This window comes from Erwinia sp. (assembly GCF_049696395.1).
Lineage (GTDB): Bacteria > Pseudomonadota > Gammaproteobacteria > Enterobacterales > Enterobacteriaceae > Erwinia.
Map to the genome: position 1 here is coordinate 26,997 of NZ_JBAVTT010000012.1, position 20,461 is coordinate 47,457.

Consider the following 20,461-nt stretch of genomic DNA (forward strand, 5'->3'; position numbering starts at 1 on the left):
GGGGATCAACTGAAATGAAAAGGGCCACTAAGTGTGGCCCTTTTCATTACTGATAGAGGATCAGTCTTTAGATAACAGATGGCCCATTTTGGCCGCCTTGGTATCAAGATAGTGCGCGTTCTCAGGATTACGCCCAACAATCAGCGGGACGCGTTCCACAATGTTGATCCCAGCTTCGCTGAGGATCTCCACTTTGCGGGGATTGTTAGTCAGCAGACGGACTTCATTCACGCCTAACAGCTTGAACATATCGGCACAAAGGGTGAAATCTCGTTCATCAGCGGCAAAGCCGAGCTGGTGGTTAGCTTCTACCGTGTCATAGCCTTTGTCCTGCAAGGCATAAGCACGGATCTTATTCAGCAGACCAATATTACGTCCTTCCTGACGATGGTAGAGCAGCACGCCCCGACCTTCTTCAGCGATGTGGTTCAGTGCAGCTTCAAGCTGGAAGCCACAATCGCAACGCAGGCTGAACAGCGCATCGCCGGTCAGACATTCGGAATGTACGCGGGCAAGTACCGCATCGCTGTTGGTAATATCTCCATAAACCAGTGCCACATGATCGTGACCGGTTGCCAGTTCTTCAAAACCAACCATCAGGAAATCTCCCCATGGCGTGGGCAGTTTGGCTTCTGCTACCCGTTTAAGCTGCATGTGACTCTCCAGAACCATCAAGTGTTGCGCTATCATCATGGTAGCGCGCTGTCAGCAAACTGACACAATTCATAACGCTTATTTTGCCACAATCAGGGCGAGGGCGGTTAACGAGTTAGAGCGATTGTAGTGATACCGCACAATTATCACCTTGTCAGTCAGTATGTTATTATTTTTTATCATAAACTTAACTGATTTTGATGAAAGACCCGGACCCTTAAAGGAACACGATGAGAGAAATTGCCCTGCGCACCACGATTGGTGCCCTGTTATTGCTTATTATGCCAGCAGTTGTCTGGCTTTCTGGTTGGCACTGGCAGCCCGTTGAGATGGGCCTCGGCTACAAAATGCTGTTCTGGCTGACCGAAACGGTGACCAGCCCATGGGGAATATTGACCAGTGCTATTCTCTGTGGCTGGTTTTTATGGTGCCTGCGCTTCCGTTTCAAACCTGCGCTGTTGTTGCTGGTTATTGTGATTTCGGCGATTCTGGTGGGCCAATATGCCAAGACCTTTATAAAAGAGCAGGTGCAAGAGCCTCGCCCTTATGTTCTCTGGCTTGAGCACAGTAACGGGCTTGATGAAAAAACGTTCTACGAACAAAAGCGTCCTGAACGCAGCACGCTGGTACGCAATGCGCTGATCGATAACACACAACTGCCAGACTGGTTGAAGCAGCATTGGGAATTTGAAACCGGCTATGCGTTTCCTTCCGGGCATACCATGTTTGCGGCAAGTTGGGCGCTGCTGGGGATTGGGCTGCTTTGGCCGCGTCGCCGCATTGTTACAGTGGTAATATTAGTTGCCTGGGCTGTTGGTGTGATGGGCAGCCGACTGGTGCTGGGCATGCACTGGCCACAAGATTTGATCACCGCCACAGCGATCAGTTGGGCACTGGTGACGCTGGCTAGTTGGTTAGTGCAACGCTATTGTGGGCCGTTGACCGTGCCGCCGCAGGAAGAACAAGAAATTGAACAGCGTGACGCTGAGTGATTGCAATTCTGCCGTTTGCCCCCATAACAGAGTGATGAGCAGGATTTTTTCACGGTCTCCGCTTTTACGGACGCATCGGACAAGCAACAGCGCTTTTTTTTTGGCATAATTCATCTGGTTAACACCAGACTATGGGATGGACTGTGAAATATTTGCTGATTTTTTTACTGGTATTGGTGATCTTTATCATCTCTATTACGCTTGGGGCGCATAACGATCAGGTCGTCTCATTCAATTACCTGTTGGCGCAGGGAGAATACCGCGTATCAACGCTGCTGGCCGTGCTGTTCGCCGCAGGATTCTTACTTGGTTGGGCGATTTGCGGTCTGTTTTGGCTGCGTGTCCGTGTATCCCTGGGCCACACTCAGCGTAAATTAAAACGCCTTCAGCATCAGCTGGGGCAGGCAGAAGAGACCGTGACGGTGTCACAAGTCCCTGCCGTTAAGGAATAATCTCTTATGTTGGAATTGCTGTTTCTGTTACTGCCTGTTGCCGCCGCTTACGGCTGGTACATGGGGCGCCGCAGTGCGCAACAGGACAAGCAACAAGAAGCCAGCCGCCTGTCACGTGATTACGTGGCGGGCGTTAACTTCCTGCTCTCCAATCAGCAGGATAAAGCGGTCGATCTGTTCCTTGATATGCTTAAAGAGGACAGCGGCACGGTGGAAGCTCACCTGACGTTAGGCAACCTTTTCCGCTCCCGTGGCGAAGTGGACCGCGCAATCCGCATTCACCAGGCGCTGATGGAAAGTGCTTCTCTCACCTACGATCAGCGCCTGCTGGCGGTGCAGCAACTCGGCCGCGATTATATGGCTGCCGGTTTTTACGATCGTGCTGAAGAGATGTTCAGCCAGCTGACAGATGAAACGGACTTCCGCGTTGGCGCGTTACAACAACTCTTGATTATCCACCAGGCAACCAGCGACTGGCCAAAAGCGATTGAAGTGGCAGAACGGTTAGTGAAGCTGGGTAAAGATAAGCAGCGGATGGAAATAGCCCATTTCTACTGTGAACTGGCTCTGCAAGCGATGGGCAGTGATGATCTGGACCGCGCCATGAGCCTGCTAAGAAAGGGCGAGTCTGCGGATCGGCAGAGCGCACGAGTCTCGATCATGATGGGGCGCATCCATATGGCGAAAGGCGAGTTCGCGAAAGCCGTAGGGCATTTGCAGCGCGTGCTTGAGCAGGACAAAGAGCTGGTCAGTGAAACGCTGGAAATGCTGGAAACCTGCTATCAGCAACTCAATCAACCTAAAGCCTGGGCTGAGTATCTTAAACGCTGCGTGGAAGAGAATACCGGCGCGGCGGCAGAGCTTTACCTTTCCGATGTGATTGAACGTGATGAGGGCGGGGAATTGGCCCAGCTTTACATTAACCGCCAGCTGCAACGCCACCCAACCATGAGAGTGTTTCATCGCCTGATGGATTATCACCTGCATGAAGCTGAAGACGGCAGGGCGAAAGAGAGCCTGATGGTGCTGCGCGATATGGTGGGTGAGCAGATCCGCACCAAACCCCGTTATCGCTGCCATAAATGTGGCTTCACCGCTCATGCACTCTATTGGCATTGTCCTTCATGCCGGGCGTGGTCTTCGGTTAAACCTATCCGCGGTCTCGACGGCCAGTAACTTTTTATCGGGTTGCTGGCCTGTTTAATGCGCCCATTTTAGTTACAACATACTAAAGGATCTTGTTATTAAGATAACCTGAACATCGGCGTTGTTAACTGCCTGGCAGGGCAGACTGACGAAAACTGCTGCGCCAACCTGTGATTTTGCCGGTGTCGCAGGTAGAATGTTTGCCGTTTATCTCTTGTGCTAAAGGCGCATCACTTTAAGAGGGCTTTCCCATGCAATCACCTCAGGTAACCGGTTCCCCCATTCTGGTCGCGCTGGATTATAACGATCGCGCCGCCGCTATGGCGTTTGTGGATCGGATTGACCCGCAGAGTTGCCGTCTGAAAGTGGGCAAAGAGATGTTTACCCTGTTTGGCCCTGAGCTGGTTAAAGAGCTGCACAAACGGGGATTTGAAGTCTTTCTGGATTTGAAGTTCCACGATATCCCAAACACCACGGCGCATGCCGTTGCGGCGGCCGCTGAGCTGGGCGTGTGGATGGTAAACGTCCACGCCAGCGGTGGAGCAAGAATGATGACCGCTGCGCGGGAGGCTCTTCTGCCCTTTGGCAAAGACGCCCCTCTGCTGATTGCCGTCACCGTGCTCACCAGCATGGAAGCAGCAGACCTTAAAGATCTGGGAATTGATGCAACGCCTGCTGACCATGCAGAGCGTCTGGCTCGCCTGACTCAGCAATGTGGGCTGGATGGCGTAGTCTGCTCAGCGCAGGAAGCGGTTCGCTTTAAACAGGCTTTTGGCACAGACTTTAAACTGGTCACGCCAGGTATTCGCCCTACAGGCAGCGATGCAGGTGACCAGCGCAGGATCATGACCCCCCAACAGGCGCAGCAGGCAGGCGTAGATTATATGGTGATCGGGCGTCCAATTACCCAATCAGCCGATCCTGAAGCCACGCTGAAAACCATCCTCGCGTCTTTACAGGAGGCATAATGGCCGATAATAACAGCCGTCTGGTCTACTCCACTGAATCAGGGCGGATTGATGAGCCTAAACAGGAAGTCCAGCGTCCGAAAGGAGACGGTATCGTCCGTCTTCAGCGACAAACCAGCGGCAGAAAAGGAAAGGGCGTCTGCCTGATCACCGGGCTGGAGATGAATGATGCGGAAATCGAAAAGCTGGCGGCGGAATTGAAAAAAAAATGCGGCTGCGGCGGTTCTGTCAAAGAGGGTGTCATCGAGATTCAGGGCGACAAGCGGGACCTGCTAAAAACGCTGCTCGAAGCCAAAGGTTTGAAGGTGAAGCTGGCTGGAGGGTGAGGTTAGCTGCTGAAATTGAGGCATAATAAAGGCCGCGGCTGTCGCGGCCTTTGGCTATAGATGCCAGGCAAAGCCCAGTTATTTATCGTTATTATTTGCTGACTTGGTGGCCAATAATCCCACCTACGGCGGCACCACCAACGGTACCCAACCCGCTACCATTAGAGAGGACATTTCCTCCTATGGCACCCACACCAGCACCTATTGCCGTATTACGATCGCGTTTTGACCAGTTTGAGCAAGCGCTCAAAGAAAGCACCAGAGTTGCGGCTAACAGGCCGGCGGTAATTCGTTTAGCGGTCATTGACATCATCAATTCTCCTTAATGTCATTTACAGAGATATCTTTCTGAGTATAGCTTCTGCTCTGCGTTGATGGCCCAGTCCAGGCACATTTATGAGTGGTTTATCTCACTTAAAGGAAATTAACCGCTGTTAAATTTTGTGCTTTCCGCGTCGCCGGAACTTGGTCAATCTGCAGCAATTGCGGTGATAAAGATAGAAGTCTAACTATCACCTAAGGTTCTATTGCTACTCTGTATTGTATTCACCGCTGATCATCTTCACAGGTAAAAAATCCTAATTGCAGCCGCATTATTGGTTCTACAGCAAATTCCTGCTGAGCATCCAGCTAAAACCTCCATACCCAGCATCCAGGTCGCGGGAGAAAATGGAGAAAATAGGGCTGGAGAAGAAAAATGTTAGAACAGTTAAAACAACAGGTACTGGAAGCCAATCTGGCGTTGCCAAAACACGGTCTGGTGGTCTTTACCTGGGGCAACGTCAGTGCGATAGATCGCGACAGCGGGCTGATGGTCATTAAACCCTCCGGTGTAAGCTATGACGTGATGCAGCGTGACGATATGGTGGTGGTCAATGTCGCCACTGGTGAGGTTGTTGAAGGAAGCAAACGACCTTCATCTGATACTGACACGCATCGGGCTCTCTACCAGGCCTGGCCAACTGTAGGCAGTATCGTCCATACACACTCACGCCATGCAACGATCTGGGCGCAAGCCGGTCGTGATATTCCTGCCTGGGGAACTACCCATGCTGATGACTTCTACGGTGCTATTCCCTGTACCAGACAAATGACGCCTGAAGAGATTCAGAACCGATATGAGTGGGAAACGGGGCAGGTTATCATCGACACTTTCCGTCAGCGTGAAATCGATCCGCTGGCTGTTCCTGCCGTGTTGGTAAACTCTCACGGGCCATTTTGTTGGGGGAAAACCGCCGACGACGCGGTGCATTCTGCCGTAGTGTTGGAAGAAGTCGCTTACATGGGGATTTTCAGTCAACAGCTTACCGCCAACCTTCCTGCCATTCAGCAGCCGCTGCTGGATAATCATTATTTACGTAAGCACGGCAGTAATGCCTGGTATGGTCAAAAAAAGTAATTTAATCAGTCTTATTAACGTTATTCAGGCAAACGTTTTGTCTGAATGACGTTTCAGAGAATATCCGCACTTTTTCGCTTGACTGACCTTATTCTGAACCTGTTTTATCTTAAAAATCAAAACCAGATTTTGTGATCTCCCTCTCTGGATTACGCTGGGACCGCGCTTAAGCGCTCCCACAACCAGAGGATAAGACAATGACAGTAATTAATCAGACTACATGCAGGTTGTTTAGCGAAGTTGGACAAACCACACAGCTTTCCGCGTACTACGAGGAAGGTCGTCGTACCATGTGGATGTTACTTCGTGCGCAACCCCGTCCAAGCTTCAATCATGAGCTGATCGAAGAGATCATGAACCTCAGCTATGCCGCGCAGCGATCTGGCTTACCCATCGACTTTTGGGTAACCGGATCGTTGGTTCCGACGATGTTTAACGCCGGTGGCGATCTGCGGTTCTTTGTTGAATCGATTAAAAATGGACGGCGTGAAGCACTGAGGGCTTATGCCCGAGCCTGTGTGGATTGCATTCATGCAGCTGCACGAGGTTTTGATACGGGTGCAGTCAGTATTGCGATGATCGAAGGCAGTGCTTTGGGAGGGGGATTTGAGGCTGCACTGGCCCATCACTTCATCCTGGCACAAAATACGGCGCGAATGGGCTTCCCCGAAATTGCGTTTAACCTGTTTCCTGGCATGGGGGGCTACTCACTGGTCGCCCGTCGTTCAGGCATGAAACTGGCTGAAGAGCTGATCTGTGAAGGGGAATCGCATACCGCTGAATGGTTCGAGCAACGCGGCCTGGTCGACAAGGTGTTCCAGCCAGGAGAGGGATACCAGGCTACCCGCACCTTTATCGACACGATGAAGCCAAAACTGAACGGCGTGAAAGCGATGCTGAAAGCGCGTCAGCGTGTGTTACAGCTGACGCGCGCAGAGCTGATGGATATCACGGAAGACTGGGTAGACTTCGCGTTCACCATTGAACCGAAGGATATTGCTTATATGGAACGTCTGGTCCAGTTGCAAAACCGCCACAGTGCTCAGGTTTTACGTAAAGTAGGCTAAGCCTTAGTCCAGTTAGCCAGCCAGTGCTCGATATCTTCGGCGGGCATTGGCCTGGCATATAAATACCCCTGGCGGGAATCCACACCACTCGCCAGGACAAATGCCTCTTCCTCTTTGGTTTCGATCCCTTCCGCAATCACCTGCAAATCCAGCGCTTTGGCGACCGCAACAATGGCTTTCACCAACGACTGAGACACAGGCTGATCGTTTACTCCCCGCACGAAGCTCTGGTCGAGCTTGATTGCGTCGATTGGCACTCGTGCCAGTTGAGAAAGCGAAGAATACCCGGTGCCGAAGTCATCCAGATGAACTTCAGCCCCCAGCTGCTGGAACTGCAGCATCAACGCCAGCGCCTTCTGTTCATTCTCAATCAGACAACTTTCCGTCAGTTCAATGTCGATCGGGCAGCGCGACAAATTCAACTGCTCCAGCGCCAGCTTCAGGTCAGTATAGATGCTCTGATCGGTCAGCTGACGAGCGGAGACATTCACCGCCACACGCAAATCGATCCCTTTTTCACGCCAGCGAACGACTTGTTCGAGTGCGGTCAGCATTACCCAACGGCCAAGCGGGACGATTAAGCCTGACTCTTCTGCATAAGAGATAAAATCGCCCGGCGGCACAAGCCCCCGCTCCGGCGAAAGCCAACGCACTAACGCCTCAACGCTCTTCACTTCGCCATTAGGATCAATTTTTGGCTGATAATGGATAATCAGCTGATTCTGATCCAGCGCCTTACGGAGATTGGTATCCAGCCACAGATATTCAAATACCCGTTGGTTCATTTCTGCGGAGAAGATGCAGAATTTACCACGACCATTTTCTTTGGCTGTATACATGGCTGTATCAGCATTCCGCATCAGACTTTCTTTGTCTTCGCCATGCTGCGGGCTGACGGCAATGCCAATAGAGCACCCTGAATAGACTTCAATCAGGCCGATACGGAAGGGCTGCTTCAGACGATCAAGAATGCGTGAAGCCATCGCTTCCAGCGAAGCCTGGCTCGCTGCGGTCGCCAGCACAATAAATTCATCCCCCCCCAAACGAGCAAGGGTCTGATCTTTATCCAGACAGCTTAAAATCGCCAGCGAGACGGCTTGTAACAACTGATCGCCAAACATGTGCCCGTAGGCATCGTTGACTTTCTTAAAGTTGTCCAGGTCGAGATAGACGATGCCAACCTGCTGGTCAACACGCTGTTCCAGCGCCTCAGCGATAGCGTGGTTAATCGCATTGCGGTTTGGCAGACCCGTGATGGTATCGGTATTGGCCAGCACGCGCAGACGCTCCTGAGCGCGTCGTTCTTCAGTAATGTCTGTACCGGAGCAAATCAGGAAGATTTCATTCTTGCCGCTGCCGCTGTGCACAAATTTATTGCGGAACAGAAACAGACGCTGCCCCTTTTTGGTTTTGATCCAGCGCTCCACTTCGTAGGAGCTGCCATCGCGGAAAAAACCGCTGATATTACGGCGAGAGGAGGAGGCTTCCTGCTTGGTCATAAATAACTGGAACACGTTACGACCAATCACTTCATGCTCTTTAAGGCCGGTGTACTCTTCGCTGAGGCGGTTGAAACGCTGGATATTGCCACGCTGGTCGACGATGACGATCACCGAGTTGGCTTCAGAAACCACCTGCTCAGCAAACGAGAGACCCAGCACCAGGTCGCGGGCCACGGCGGAAGTGTCTCCCCATGCGGAAGCGCTTCCTGCCCATGAGGTTTGGTTAACTCTTCTGCCCACCAGATGCATGGAGAGAGGCTCACCATAAAGAGAGAGGGTCAGGTTAACGCTGGAAGTAATTACCGTCATGCTGCGGATCAGGCTGGCCTGGGGTCCGGTCAGCGCAACCGCTATATGAGTGCTTGCCTGTTCATCTTCAGCAAAAAGAAGGGCATCGCTGTCGGCCATTAAACGCCAATGAGGGCTGGTGGTACCAAAATAGGTATAGAGTAATGATTGCCCTGGTTCATCGGTCATCTGGTGTCTCCTTGAGGGATGCAATGAAAGCTGTATCTTCTTATTTTAGCAACAGTATTCGGCAACCAGTAGAATCTCAAGGTGTATCTCAGATATATTTTCCCGGCGGAAATTAACGGGCAGAAGAAACGGCCCCGATCTGGCGATCGGGGGCGGGGATTAGCAGGGGCATTTGCCTAACTTCCCAGCTTCACTCGGGAAGCGGGCGTCAAGACAGTAGCGATGAAATTCTTTCTCTGTCATAGGTTTAGTCTGAGGATGTTGCAGATTCATGTGCCGAAGATAAGTAGGGTAATCCTGCACGCCGACCATCAGACGGAAGCTTTGCGCCAGACGTGACATTAGTAGGCGTAACGTTAATTTCTCTGGTGATTTTGTGCTATTCAGCGCAATGCAGCGGTGAATGATCAGAGAACGTCGTTTCGGGACAGCGAAAATGGCATCAGACATGACGTGCCTCACTTCGTAAGGAGACTTCGGTTTCCCTGGTGGTCGGCGTGGGGCTGTTAAGCGCACGACGGATCACAAAGAAAGCTGAAATCAACATAGTGACCGCCACCAGCATAAAAAAGGCGCACAGCGCGGCGTTTATTTGATTGCTGAAAACGATCGTTTGCATATCAGCCACGGTTTTAGCCGGGGCAATGATCACACCGTTATCAATCCCTTTTGAGAATTTATTGGCCTGAGCAAGAAAACCAATGCTCGGTTTTTCGTGGAAAATTTTCTGCCAGCCAGCGGTCATCGAGGTGATAAACAGCCAGACTGTCGGCACAATGGTCACCCAGGCGTAACGCTGTTTCTTCATTTTAAACAGCACCACGGTACCCAGAATCAACGCCATCGACGCCAGCATCTGGTTTCCGATCCCGAACAGCGGCCACAGCGTATTAATTCCGCCCAACGGGTCGACAACGCCTTGATAGACGAAGAAGCCCCAGCCAGCCACCGCCACGGTCGTGCCTGCCATATTGCCTAACCAGGAGCGGTTATTGGCCAGTGAAGGCACCACAACGCCGACCAAATCTTGCACCATAAAACGACAGGCACGAGTACCGGCATCCACCGCGGTAAGAATAAACAACGCTTCAAATAAAATAGCGAAGTGATACCAGAACGCCATCATCACCCGGCTGTTAAACACTTCGGTAATGATATGCGCCATTCCCACAGCGAAGGTTGGCGCACCGCCAGCACGGGAAAGGATCGTCGTTTCGCCCACGTCTCTGGCGATGCCGGTCAGCATTTCCGGCGTCACCACAAAGCCCCAGCTGTTAATGGCCTGAGAAGCGGTTTCAACCGTGGTGCCAATCAGTGCAGCAGGCGAGTTCATCGCGAAGTAGACGCCAGGTTCAATCACCGAGGCACAAATCAGCGCCATAATGGCCACGAAAGACTCCATCAGCATCGCCCCGTAACCGATAAAGCGAATATGGCTTTCACGTTCAATCAGTTTTGGTGTGGTGCCGCTGGAGACCAGCGCATGGAAGCCAGAGATAGCACCACAGGCGATGGTGATAAAGAGGAACGGGAACAGGGCGCCGGAAAACACCGGACCGCTACCGTCGATAAAACGGGTGACGGCGGGCATTTTCATTTCTGGCATCGCGAAGAGGATCCCCACCGCCAGACCGGCAATAACACCAATTTTCAGGAAAGTAGACAGATAATCACGCGGGGCCAGCAGCAGCCAGACCGGCAGGACAGAAGCAATAAACCCATACACCACCAACACCCAAGTCAGCGTGGTTCCTTTCAACGTGAAGAAGGGGCCCCAGTAGGGATGCTGAGCGATATCGCCACCATAAATGATCGCCGCCATCATCAACACAAAACCGATCAGGGAGACTTCAGCAATTTTCCCTGGGCGGATAAAGCGCATATAAACGCCCATAAACAGCGCAATCGGGATGGTTGCGGCAATGGTGAACATTCCCCAGGGACTGTTTGCCAGGGCTTTTACCACGACCAAAGCCAGTGCTGAGAGGATAATGATCATCACGCCCAGCGCACCGAGCATGGTGACCACACCGGCAAACGCACCGAGTTCCTGCTTGGCCATCTCTCCGAGCGATCGGCCATCTCTTCGGGTAGAGATAAAGAGGATCAGGAAGTCCTGAACGGCACCGGCCATCATCACACCGACCAGGATCCAGATTGTGCCGGGAAGAAAGCCCATTTGCGCGGCAAGTATCGGCCCAACCAATGGGCCAGCACCGGCAATCGCGGCGAAGTGGTGGCCGAACAGCACCCATTTATTGGTGGGCACATAGTCCAGACCGTCATTGTTGCGTTCCGCTGGTGTACGCCGGCGATCGTCTAATTCAAAGATATTTTTAGCAATAAACAGGCTGTAAAAACGATAAGCAATGCTGTAGCAAGCTATCGACGCCACCACTAACCACAATGCATTAACATGTTCGCCGCGGCTGAGCGCCAACATGGCAAACGCCCCGGCACCGACTAACGCCACCGCTGACCAGGTGACGACCGTTTTGACGTTTTTCATCACAATACTCCTTGCAGGATCCATAAGAAGGTCTGAACAAGAACTTAAAGTAATGTAATTGTTTGTTAATGAAAGCGAAGGTGGGGAGAAGTGTGAGGCGAGAAGCTTTTTTTCTTTCGGAGAGTGGGCGATGAGAGAGCAGGCGGAATAACTTGCGCTATCCCGCCTGATTAGCCGTTAAGCTACCGGGCGTGCCACTACGCTGCGGTTTTCCATACGGACTTCAGCAATGGTCACTTCGATCAGATCGGTAACGCGGTAAACCACTTCACCTTTGATTTGTACGGTGCCATTTTCCTGACTGCAGACCAGCTCATCACGCACGGCGTGAATAAACGGCGCAGGGATAAAGGCAACTGCACCGTTAGCCGTCAGACGTACACGCATACCGCCACGCGAAACGTCGATGACTTCAGCCCCGAAACGCTCATCGGTTCCGGCAGCGCTCTGCAGGAATCGGGAGTATAACCAGTCGCCGACGTCACGCTCAGCCATACGGTTTTGACGGCGACGTTCGCCCATCTTCACCGTAATGTCAGCGTTTGGACGGGCGGTTTCTTCACCTTTGATCATCGCTTTCAGCAGGCGATGGTTGATCATGTCGCCGTACTTACGGATCGGTGAAGTCCAGGTAGCGTAGGCCTCAAGACCCAAACCGAAGTGCGGGCCTGGCTCTGTGCTGACTTCTGCAAATGACTGGAAACGACGGATACGGCTGTCCAGGAACTGGGTAGGCTGAGAATCCAGCTCGCGACGCAGTTCGCGGAAACCTGACAGCGTAGCAATCGCCAGCGGATCCACTTTCAAGCCGTGGTTTTCCAGCATGGTGGCCGCCAGTTCAGCTTTCTCGGCATCAAAACCAAGGTGGATGTTATAGATGCCGAAGCCCAGTTTCTCGCGCAGAACGGTGCCTGCACAGATGTTGGCGGTGATCATCGCTTCTTCCACAATGCGGTTAGCGATGCGGCGATGCTCGGCAATAATATCCAGCACTTCGCCTTTCTCACCCAGCAGGAAGCGGAAGTCAGGGCGGTCTTTGAACACCAGCGCATGGGTCTGACGCCATTCGCTACGGGCCAGGCAAAGGCGATGCAGCAGACGGATCTGACCGGCAATGGCGTCGTTCTCAGGCTGCCACTCACTTGCTTCGTTGCTTTCCAGCCAGTCGGAGACGTTATCGTAAGCCAGTTTGGCTTTGGACTCGATCCACGCCGCAAAGAAGTGAATCTCTTCACTCAGCGTGCCATCAGCCGCCACGTTAACGCGGCAAGCCAGCACCGGACGGCGCTCGTTAGGGCGCAGTGAACAGATATCATCAGACAACTGACGCGGCAGCATCGGGATGTTGAAGCCCGGCAGATAGTTAGTGAATGAGCGCTCTGCGGCAATCGCATCCATTTCGCTGCCTGCAGGCACATAAGCCGTAGGATCGGCGATGGCGATGGTCAGGCGAAGCGCACCGTCAGCGGCTTCTTCCACATACAGCGCATCATCCATATCTTCGGTGCTGGCGCTGTCGATGGTGACGAATTCGAGCGCAGTGAGGTCTTCACGCGCCAGTTGCTCATCCAGCATTTCGCCGGCGTTAGCTTCTGGTGCTTCACGCTCAAGATTATGACGGGAAAGAGTGACCCACCACGGCGCGAGGTGATCGTCTGCTGTGGTGATGAACGCGGTCAGATCGGCGTAGAAAGTGCGGTCACCCTTCAGCGGATGGCGGCGCATTTCAGCCACAGCCCAGTCACCATTCTGGAAATCATGCGTGACGTTGCGGTCAGCGCGGCACTGAATAGCGTCTTTCATCAGAGGGTGATCGGGAACGATCGACAGGCGATCGTCTTTGCGCTGGACGCGGCCGACAAAACGGGTCAGGAAAGGCTCGATCAGCTTTTCCGGATCGGCAACTTCACGATCTTTATCGGTTTGCAGGACGGCGACAACGCGATCGCCGTGCATGACTTTTTTCATGAACGGCGGGGGAATAAAGTAACTTTTCTGTGCATCGACTTCCAGGAAGCCAAAGCCTTTCTCGGTGCCTTTCACTACCCCTTCAACACGCGGCGTCTGGGAGTGGAGTTTCTCTTTGAGCTGCGCGAGCAGCGGGTTATCCTGGAACATAATCTCAACAGTTTTCGTGGCCTAAGAGCGGCAGACAGTTTTACGCGATTAACCGCTTCGCGGCAAGTAAAAAGCCGGGAAACCCGGCTTTGTTTACATCTGAAAATGCCCTTAACTCAGGCGATACGCAGGCCTGGTTTCGCCTCGGAAAGGGTGATTTTCACCGGCACCGATTTGGAGGTTGGCGTACCGCTGCCGTCACCAAAGCTGGAAAGGGGAACCAGCGGATTGGTTTCAGGGTAATACGCGGCGAGGTTACCTTTTGGAATATTGTAAGAGACCAACTTGAAGTTGAACACTTTACGGATAATGCCGTCATTCCACAGGGTTTCGATATCCACGTCATCCCCGGCAGCGAAGCCCAGTTTAGCCATATCTTCCGGATGCATGAACAGCACTTCACGCTGGCCATAAACGCCACGGTAACGGTCATCAAGGCCATAAATTGTGGTGTTGTACTGATCGTGAGAACGCAGAGTTTGCAGCGTGAACGGCACGTCAATATCGCCCAACTGAGGGAATAAAGAGTCCGGTAAACGGGCGCTGCTGAACTGGGCTTTATTGTTCAGGGTATTGAAACGGAACTCCGCTGCGGCATTTCCCAGGTAGAAACCGCCTTTAATGTCGCACTTCTCATTAAAGTCGGTGAAGCCAGGAATAGTCGCGGCGATATGATCGCGGATTTTATTGTAATCCCCTGCCAGTTCCAGCCAGTCCAGCTTCTGATTACCGAGCACGGCATTGGCGATGCCTGCAACAATGGCGGTTTCAGAGCGCTGAGTATCAGCAATAGGTTTACCAACACCTTCAGAGGCGTGAACCATACTGAAGGAGTCTTCAACAGTGATGAACTGCGGCCCGGAAGCCTGAATATCCTGCTCTGTACGACCAATTGTTGGCAGGATCAGCGCATCGATCGCGCCAGGGCAAAGGTGGCTGCGGTTCAGCTTGGTGCTGATTTGAACCGTAAGCCCGCAGCGGCGCAGCGCATCTTCAGTGCGCGGGCTATCCGGCGCGGCAGCGGCCAGGTTTCCACCCAATGCAATCAGCACTTTGATTTCATCACGCAGCATCGCTTCCAGCGCTTCAACGGTGTTATGACCGATACCGCGTGGCGGTTCAAAGCCGAAATGTTCAGCCATGCTGTCGAGGAAAGCTTTAGAAGGCTTTTCATCAATGCCCATGGTGCGGTTGCCCTGCACGTTACTGTGGCCGCGAACCGGGCAAAGGCCAGCGCCTTTTTTACCCAACTGACCAAACAGCAGCTGCAGGTTGGTAATTTCGCGCACGGTATCCACGGAGTGTTTATGCTGCGTGATGCCCATCGCCCAGGTACAAATCACCCGTTCAGCACTCTGGTAAATGGCTGCCGCTTCGCGGATTTGCTCTTCACTAAGGCCGGACTGCTGCACGATTTGCTGCCATTCAGTGGCTTCAACTACCGCCAGATAATCCTCCATCCCTTCGGTTTTGGCGTTGATGAACACTTCATCAAACAGGCCTTTCTCACCGGCAGCGATCAGCTCGTGATGAGACTGAGACAGGGCTTTGACCATGCCACGAATAGCGGCCATATCGCCACCAAGATTCGGCTGGTAATACGTTGAACTGATGGTGCCGGCTTTGCTGGTAACGACTTCCAAAGGCTTTTGTGGATCGGCAAAGCGTTCCAGACCGCGCTCGCGCAGGGTGTTGAAGGTGACGATTTTAGCGCCATGATCTGCCGCGTGACGCAGGCTATGCAACATACGGGGATGGTTGGTGCCAGGGTTTTGGCCGAAGACAAAGATCGCATCGGCATGATCAAAATCATCCAGGCGGATGGTGCCTTTACCCACGCCAATACTGCGTTTCAGGCCAGTACCGCTGGCTTCATGACACATATTTGAGCAGTCAGGGAAGTTGTTGCTGCCGTTCATACGGCCAAACAGCTGATATAACCAGGAGGCTTCATTACTGGCACGGCCAGAGGTGTAAAGCTCCATCTGATCCGGATTGTCCATCGCCTTAATGTGCGTGGCGATCAGTTTGAAGGCATCGTCCCAGCCGATCGGCTCGTAATGATCCGTTTCGCGGTTATAACGCAAAGGTTCGGTCAGACGTCCCTGATACTCAAGGAAGTAGTCACTTTGTTGATACAGGGCAGAGACACTGTACTGCTCAAAGAAGCTGGCATCGACAAAGCGGCGTGTCGCTTCCCAGGTCACGGCTTTTGCTCCGTTCTCACAAAAGCTGAAGGTGCTTTTATTGTCATCACCCCAGGCGCAGCCCGGGCAGTCAAAACCTTTGGCTTTGTTCATGCGCATCAGGTTACGCATGTTTTTCAGAACTTGTTTGCTGTCAAAGACAAAGCGGGTGGTGGCCTCAAGAGATCCCCAACCGCCAGCCGCAGCCTTATAGGGCTTAATTGCAGTTTTAAATTTCATAGCGCTTCACAGGTGATTTAATTGTTTTAGAGTTGTTAAGAAACTATTGCTTCTTTTGTGGGATTAGTCTGCAACCTGGTAAAATAATTGTCTAATTGATTGGTTTAATGGTGCGATAGGCACTGTTTATCGCAAAAGCGTGAAGCCGATCAAAGAATCGCCTCACACGTTGTGCGTTTAACAGGCTTATCGGCCGGGGCAGGCTAATAATTACTCTTTCTTCAGTAACGAAGAGGTGCCTGTGAAAGAATTTGCCAGCAAAGTCCATGCGTTCGGCAAGGCTCTGATGATGCCGATTTCGGTGATTGCCGCCGCCGGTATTTTCCTTGGCGTGGCCGCCGCCATGCAGAATCCGGCGATTACTGGCGAAGCCTTTGCCAGCCTGCATGTTCCGCAATTAATCATTGGTTTTATTCGTAAAGTGGCGGGAGCCCTGTTTGCCAATCTCCCTTTGTTTTTTGCTGTAGCGAGCGCGATTGGCCTGGCAAAAGCAGAAAAACCCACCGCAGCTTTTGCTGCCGTGATTGGCTTTATCGCGATGCATGTTGGGGTAAGCGCCACGCTCGGGGCACAGGGACTAACGGCGGCGAGCACCACGCCAGAAGCGCTGCAGGCAAAAGGCATGGCGCAGACCGCGGCGATGATGACGTCGGCTGAATATATCCAGATGTTGGGCATATTTACTTACAACATGAGCGTGCTGGGCGGGGTCATTTCGGGGCTTTTGACGGTCGTTATTCATAACCGTTTTTACACAACGCAGCTGCCCACGGCAATCAGCTTCTTCGGCGGCAGGCGTCTGGTGCCGATCATTACGGTACTGGTCCTGCCGCTGGTTGGGGTATTACTGGCAATGATCTGGCCGACGATTGGTGCAGGGATTGCGTGGGTCGGTGAGCTGATTGGCAAAAGCGGTCAGTACGGTGCATTCCTTTATGGCACCAGTGAGCGCTTGTTAATTCCAACGGGCCTGCATCATATATTGAATGAAACGGTGCGCTTTACGCCGATCGGCGGGGTGGCAACTGTAGACAACCAGACGATAGTCGGTGCGCTGAATATCTTTAATACTGCCTTAACCCATCCAGGATCGATTCCTGACGAAACGGTGCAGAATGCCACTAAGTTTCTGGCTCAGGGTAAAATCCCGGTGATGATGTTTGGCTTGCCCGCAGCGGCACTGGCGATGTACCACACGGCCAGGCCAGAGCATAAGCAACGAGTCAAAGCGCTGGTGCTGGCCGGGGCGTTAACCTCCTTCACCACTGGGATCACAGAGCCGCTGGAGTTCTGTTTTATCTTTGTTTCGCCGGTACTGTATCTGTTCCACGCGGTGCTGAGTGGGCTCTCATTTATGCTGATGTCCGCACTGCATCTGATGATTGGCAACATTCAGGGCGGGGCGATTGATCTGGTGGTCTTCGGCATCCTCGGTGGTAGCAAAACGCAGTGGTGGTGGAGCATTGTGCTCGGCCTGATCTATGTGCCGGTTTACTATTATGGCTTCAAATTTGTGATCACCAGAATGCGGGTAGAAACCCCAGGCCGCGAGTCAGAGGAAGCCGAAACTGCGCCGCAAAAAGTCTCTGCCGATCAACGTACTCAGGTGATCATCAGTGGGCTGGGCGGCGAGGCCAATATAGAGGACGTCGATTGCTGCTTCACCCGGTTGCGCGTTCGGGTAAAAGAGATGAAGGAAGTGGTGGATCAAACGCTTATGTCGACGGGGGCTAACGGGGTGAATCGGGTGAGCGATCATGATGTGCAGGTCATTTATGGCCCGCAGGTAGAAAAAATTGCCCTTGAGGTGAAAACAGCACTGGGCGTTGCCTGAGTATTGCCGATAAAAAAATACCGGCTGTAAGGGCCGGTATGGTGGACAGTCACGATCAGGATTGCGGTTGACCGACTGGGCCGGAACCTTGAGTTCCGCCTGGTGAGGCTTGTCCACTTGGCGCATGAGGGCGACCATCGCTGCCCACGGCGCTGCTGTCTTGCTGGCAACCTGATAATGCCGTCATTGCCATCACAATGAGGATACCGCTAACGTATTTTTTCATTCTGCTTCCCCAGTTTTAAAAATCTTGTTAAGAGAGTAAAGGGTAGTAGACTTCAGGATAACTTCCAGAAAATAGCTAACTCATTCAAACTGATAACGCTGTTTTCCCCAAAAGTTTAAACACTTTCCGCCAGCCTTGCGGCAGGATGTCTTTGTTAACCGGTTGAAATATAGAAATTATGGACATTAAGCAGCTCATTTACCTGTGCAACCTTGAGCGTGAGCGCCACTTTGGGCGTGCGGCTGAAGCCAGTTTTGTCAGCCAGCCTACGCTGTCGATGCGCCTGAAGAATCTGGAAAAAGAGCTCGGTCTCTCGCTGATCAACCGCAGCAATAACTTTGATGGCTTCACTGCGGAAGGGGAAAGAGTGCTCTCCTGGGCGCGTGAAATCGTCTCTGTTTATCAGGGACTGAAGCTGGAAGTGGAATCTCTCAAGCACGGCGTTACAGGTACGTTACGCATTGGCGTGGTTCCGCAGTGCAGTATTTCACTGCCGATGATGCTGAAGGGCATCAGTGACCGCTATCCTCATCTGGATTATCGGGTTGCCGTGTTAAGCGCCGACCAGCTGCTGGATGCGCTTAACAGCCACACGGTGGACGTTGGCATTGGCTTCTTCGAGCTGGCAACCCTGCGCGAACTGCATTTTCAGGCTGAACCCTTAAGGGATGACGGCGTTGAAGTGGTGTTCCATCCGCAGCATTTTCCCGAGTTGATCGGAGAAATACCGCTGGCTTTAAGCGATCTGGCTGAAATCCCACTTTGTCTGGCTGAGCAGACCCGGTATTTCCGTCGCTATCTTGATACGCATTTCCGCGAGGCAGAAATTAAGCTGCGAGTAGTTTTGGAAACTACCTCCGTCTTTCAACTGGTGCAGGGGATTCAGGTTGGTCTGGGTTGTCTGATTTCGCCGTGCGGACATTTGTTGCCTGAAATGACCCCAGACCTGCATAGCCGTAAGCTGGACATTGCGCCGATGTCACGCCAGGCTGCGGTGGTCATTGCCGAGCCTGGCCGGGCAACGCCGCTGGCGCAGCACTTTTTCGATGAGGTTCGCCGCTGGTTAAGCGAAGGACAGGGCGGAAGGTAAATCCGCCCCAATACTAAGAGGCTGCATCCGTCAGGGGCGTTGTTGAACCTAATGCCTGCATCAGTCGGTTATTCCAGGCCGCCAACGCGATGCTTTGCACAATGTTAAACACGGCTTTATCGGTGAAACCGGCTTCATTCAGCGGCTGCAAATGGGCTGCACTGAAGCGTTCCGGAGAACGGGTTAGCTGAGCCGCACAGTGGATCACCGCTTTCTGCTCAGGGGAGGCTACTTGCAGCGCCTGGTCTACGCTCTCAAGAAGTGCCTCACGCAGTGACTCATCAGCAAACTGCTGGAAACACAGCGGACTGCCATTGATCCGCGCACTCACAGCGGCCGCCAGGCGACTTTCTTCAGTTGCCATCGTCTCCTGCTGAGCATTCAATAAACATCCCCAGCCATACAGAGCCTGATCGTCGTGGGCCAGCAGCCAGGCGCTGTCACGCAGTAACGCTTGCGGCTGGCACCAGGTCAGTGCTTCCAGCTGTCCGGCTGAAGCGTAACGCAACTCAACCGGCGGCAATAAAGGACGCCATGCCGTCAAATGCTCAAAACAGTCGGGCTCAGCGTCTTCTGGCTGAGTAACGCCAGGGATCCAGCGTACCGGCAAAGCCAGCAGGGCATTCATCCCAGCCACAATACGCGCCTGATAACTGACAAAACCAATCAGCTGATGGAAAGTCACTATATCCGGGGCCGTTAGCCCAACTTCATCAAGACGGGATAGCGCCACGTTGTCGACTAACGTGGGCTGGCTCGCCAGCTGACGGGCATATTCCGTAATCTGGGTCAGGCGACGATTACTCTCGCGGGATGAGTCCGGCCCTGAAAGCGGATTCAGCCTCGCGGCATAGTGATTACAAAGCCGTTGAATTCCGGTCACCTGAGCCACCGTTAGCGCGGTGCTCAGACGATCGTAAATAGACAGCGTATGCGTCTTGCTGGTGGTCAGCTGCTGGGGTAACAGCAACTGATATAAATCCCTCGAGGCCAGCATTGCAGGCTGGCACTGCTTTAGGGTTGCCCCTAACGCTTCGTCATACTGTTGAGCCAGACCAAGCAGAAAACGGTCTTCAATTTCAGCCGCTTCTGGAAAGAGCGGCGCAGCATGGGGCGTTAGAGTGGACTGCGTTTCATGATACCAGTGGCTGTTGCCGGGAAAACGGCGCTGTTCCATGATCATTCCTTTTTCAAGTTAACCGGCCCGGTGAACCAAAAAAGAGGGTAGAGCGCGTCATCGGGCCTGAAGAGCCTGACTATCCTCGCGCAAGCGCT

Annotated in this window: 18 protein-coding genes; 9 read left to right on the forward strand and 9 right to left on the reverse strand. The window is 52.8% G+C overall.

Annotated features, from left to right (window positions below):
- Nucleotides 1-60: 60 nt before the first annotated feature.
- On the reverse strand, nt 61-654 hold the full coding sequence (ribA, locus tag WCC56_RS01695) for a GTP cyclohydrolase II (RefSeq protein WP_013202380.1): 594 nt from the start codon (nt 652-654) through the stop codon (nt 61-63).
- A 230-nt stretch (nt 655-884) separates the two neighbouring features.
- On the opposite strand from ribA, the gene pgpB reads away from it, so the two are divergent.
- The 5 genes from pgpB (at nt 885) to yciH (ending at nt 4,538) form a co-directional block, all read left to right on the forward strand.
- Nucleotides 885-1,646, forward strand: a complete 762-nt coding sequence (gene pgpB, locus WCC56_RS01700) for a phosphatidylglycerophosphatase B (RefSeq protein ID WP_424690712.1) — start codon at nt 885-887, stop codon at nt 1,644-1,646.
- Between the two features lie 143 nt (nt 1,647-1,789).
- Nucleotides 1,790-2,098 carry a LapA family protein gene (locus tag WCC56_RS01705; protein WP_424690713.1) on the forward strand — a complete coding sequence of 103 codons (309 nt, stop codon included), beginning with the start codon at nt 1,790-1,792 and terminating at the stop codon, nt 2,096-2,098.
- Between the two features lie 6 nt (nt 2,099-2,104).
- Entirely contained in the window at nt 2,105-3,274 is a 1,170-nt protein-coding gene (gene lapB, locus WCC56_RS01710) for a lipopolysaccharide assembly protein LapB (protein ID WP_424690714.1), read from the forward strand.
- Between the two features lie 221 nt (nt 3,275-3,495).
- Nucleotides 3,496-4,212, forward strand: coding sequence for an orotidine-5'-phosphate decarboxylase (gene pyrF, locus WCC56_RS01715; protein ID WP_424690715.1), 717 nt, complete (start codon nt 3,496-3,498; stop codon nt 4,210-4,212).
- Nucleotides 4,212-4,538 carry a stress response translation initiation inhibitor YciH gene (yciH, locus tag WCC56_RS01720; RefSeq protein WP_053142860.1) on the forward strand — a complete coding sequence of 109 codons (327 nt, stop codon included), beginning with the start codon at nt 4,212-4,214 and terminating at the stop codon, nt 4,536-4,538. The genes pyrF and yciH overlap by 1 nt, the downstream gene beginning before the upstream one ends.
- Before the next feature lie 91 nt (nt 4,539-4,629).
- Here yciH and osmB read toward each other — a convergent pair whose 3' ends face one another.
- Nucleotides 4,630-4,848 (reverse strand): osmotically-inducible lipoprotein OsmB, encoded by a 219-nt coding sequence (gene osmB / locus WCC56_RS01725; protein ID WP_424690737.1) that lies wholly within the window; start codon nt 4,846-4,848, stop codon nt 4,630-4,632.
- Nucleotides 4,849-5,235: 387 nt separating this feature from the next.
- On the opposite strand from osmB, the gene araD reads away from it, so the two are divergent.
- On the forward strand, nt 5,236-5,937 hold the full coding sequence (gene araD, locus WCC56_RS01730) for an L-ribulose-5-phosphate 4-epimerase (RefSeq protein ID WP_424690716.1): 702 nt from the start codon (nt 5,236-5,238) through the stop codon (nt 5,935-5,937).
- A gap of 197 nt (nt 5,938-6,134) precedes the next feature.
- Nucleotides 6,135-7,004, forward strand: a complete 870-nt coding sequence (locus tag WCC56_RS01735) for a crotonase/enoyl-CoA hydratase family protein (protein WP_424690717.1) — start codon at nt 6,135-6,137, stop codon at nt 7,002-7,004.
- On the opposite strand, the gene pdeR is transcribed toward WCC56_RS01735, so the two are convergent.
- The 5 genes from pdeR to WCC56_RS01760 all read right to left on the reverse strand — a co-directional run bounded on the left by pdeR (nt 7,001) and on the right by WCC56_RS01760 (nt 16,036).
- On the reverse strand, nt 7,001-8,983 hold the full coding sequence (pdeR, locus tag WCC56_RS01740; RefSeq protein ID WP_424690718.1) for a cyclic di-GMP phosphodiesterase: 1,983 nt from the start codon (nt 8,981-8,983) through the stop codon (nt 7,001-7,003). The two genes, WCC56_RS01735 and pdeR, sit on opposite strands and share 4 nt — an antisense overlap.
- A 159-nt stretch (nt 8,984-9,142) precedes the next feature.
- Complete coding sequence (locus tag WCC56_RS01745; protein WP_424690719.1) at nt 9,143-9,433, reverse strand: YbdD/YjiX family protein; 291 nt, start codon at nt 9,431-9,433, stop codon at nt 9,143-9,145.
- Nucleotides 9,426-11,492 (reverse strand): carbon starvation CstA family protein, encoded by a 2,067-nt coding sequence (locus WCC56_RS01750; protein WP_424690720.1) that lies wholly within the window; start codon nt 11,490-11,492, stop codon nt 9,426-9,428. Before WCC56_RS01750 ends, WCC56_RS01745 begins: the two co-directional genes overlap by 8 nt.
- Before the next feature lie 177 nt (nt 11,493-11,669).
- Complete coding sequence (locus WCC56_RS01755) at nt 11,670-13,610, reverse strand: exoribonuclease II (RefSeq protein ID WP_424690721.1); 1,941 nt, start codon at nt 13,608-13,610, stop codon at nt 11,670-11,672.
- Nucleotides 13,611-13,726: 116 nt separating this feature from the next.
- A complete protein-coding gene (locus tag WCC56_RS01760) occupies nt 13,727-16,036 on the reverse strand; it encodes an FdhF/YdeP family oxidoreductase (RefSeq protein ID WP_424690722.1) in 2,310 nt (769 codons plus the stop codon).
- Nucleotides 16,037-16,322: 286 nt separating this feature from the next.
- Between WCC56_RS01760 and WCC56_RS01765 the strand changes: the two genes are divergently transcribed.
- Nucleotides 16,323-17,870 (forward strand): PTS transporter subunit EIIC, encoded by a 1,548-nt coding sequence (locus WCC56_RS01765; protein WP_424690738.1) that lies wholly within the window; start codon nt 16,323-16,325, stop codon nt 17,868-17,870.
- 55 nt (nt 17,871-17,925) lie between these two features.
- Here WCC56_RS01765 and WCC56_RS01770 read toward each other — a convergent pair whose 3' ends face one another.
- Nucleotides 17,926-18,096, reverse strand: coding sequence for a hypothetical protein (locus WCC56_RS01770; RefSeq protein ID WP_424690723.1), 171 nt, complete (start codon nt 18,094-18,096; stop codon nt 17,926-17,928).
- Between the two features lie 178 nt (nt 18,097-18,274).
- Between WCC56_RS01770 and WCC56_RS01775 the strand changes: the two genes are divergently transcribed.
- The gene (locus tag WCC56_RS01775; RefSeq protein WP_424690724.1) at nt 18,275-19,186 is read left to right on the forward strand and encodes a LysR family transcriptional regulator; all 912 of its coding nucleotides are present in this window, start codon (nt 18,275-18,277) and stop codon (nt 19,184-19,186) included.
- Nucleotides 19,187-19,199: 13 nt separating this feature from the next.
- On the opposite strand, the gene WCC56_RS01780 is transcribed toward WCC56_RS01775, so the two are convergent.
- Nucleotides 19,200-20,363, reverse strand: a complete 1,164-nt coding sequence (locus tag WCC56_RS01780; protein WP_424690725.1) for a CMD domain-containing protein — start codon at nt 20,361-20,363, stop codon at nt 19,200-19,202.
- Between the last annotated feature and the right edge of the window lie 98 nt (nt 20,364-20,461).

Coding starts and splice junctions, on each gene's coding strand:
- WCC56_RS01750 (WP_424690720.1), bottom strand. CDS start 11,492: ATGAAAAACGTCAAAACGGTCGTCACCTGGTCAGCGGTGGCGTTAGTC.
- WCC56_RS01755 (WP_424690721.1), bottom strand. CDS start 13,610: ATGTTCCAGGATAACCCGCTGCTCGCGCAGCTCAAAGAGAAACTCCAC.
- ribA (WP_013202380.1), bottom strand. CDS start 654: ATGCAGCTTAAACGGGTAGCAGAAGCCAAACTGCCCACGCCATGGGGA.
- pdeR (WP_424690718.1), bottom strand. CDS start 8,983: ATGACCGATGAACCAGGGCAATCATTACTCTATACCTATTTTGGTACC.
- araD (WP_424690716.1), top strand. CDS start 5,236: ATGTTAGAACAGTTAAAACAACAGGTACTGGAAGCCAATCTGGCGTTG.
- lapB (WP_424690714.1), top strand. CDS start 2,105: ATGTTGGAATTGCTGTTTCTGTTACTGCCTGTTGCCGCCGCTTACGGC.
- pyrF (WP_424690715.1), top strand. CDS start 3,496: ATGCAATCACCTCAGGTAACCGGTTCCCCCATTCTGGTCGCGCTGGAT.
- osmB (WP_424690737.1), bottom strand. CDS start 4,848: ATGTCAATGACCGCTAAACGAATTACCGCCGGCCTGTTAGCCGCAACT.
- WCC56_RS01770 (WP_424690723.1), bottom strand. CDS start 18,096: ATGAAAAAATACGTTAGCGGTATCCTCATTGTGATGGCAATGACGGCA.
- WCC56_RS01780 (WP_424690725.1), bottom strand. CDS start 20,363: ATGGAACAGCGCCGTTTTCCCGGCAACAGCCACTGGTATCATGAAACG.
- WCC56_RS01760 (WP_424690722.1), bottom strand. CDS start 16,036: ATGAAATTTAAAACTGCAATTAAGCCCTATAAGGCTGCGGCTGGCGGT.
- pgpB (WP_424690712.1), top strand. CDS start 885: ATGAGAGAAATTGCCCTGCGCACCACGATTGGTGCCCTGTTATTGCTT.
- WCC56_RS01735 (WP_424690717.1), top strand. CDS start 6,135: ATGACAGTAATTAATCAGACTACATGCAGGTTGTTTAGCGAAGTTGGA.
- WCC56_RS01745 (WP_424690719.1), bottom strand. CDS start 9,433: ATGTCTGATGCCATTTTCGCTGTCCCGAAACGACGTTCTCTGATCATT.
- WCC56_RS01765 (WP_424690738.1), top strand. CDS start 16,323: ATGATGCCGATTTCGGTGATTGCCGCCGCCGGTATTTTCCTTGGCGTG.
- yciH (WP_053142860.1), top strand. CDS start 4,212: ATGGCCGATAATAACAGCCGTCTGGTCTACTCCACTGAATCAGGGCGG.
- WCC56_RS01775 (WP_424690724.1), top strand. CDS start 18,275: ATGGACATTAAGCAGCTCATTTACCTGTGCAACCTTGAGCGTGAGCGC.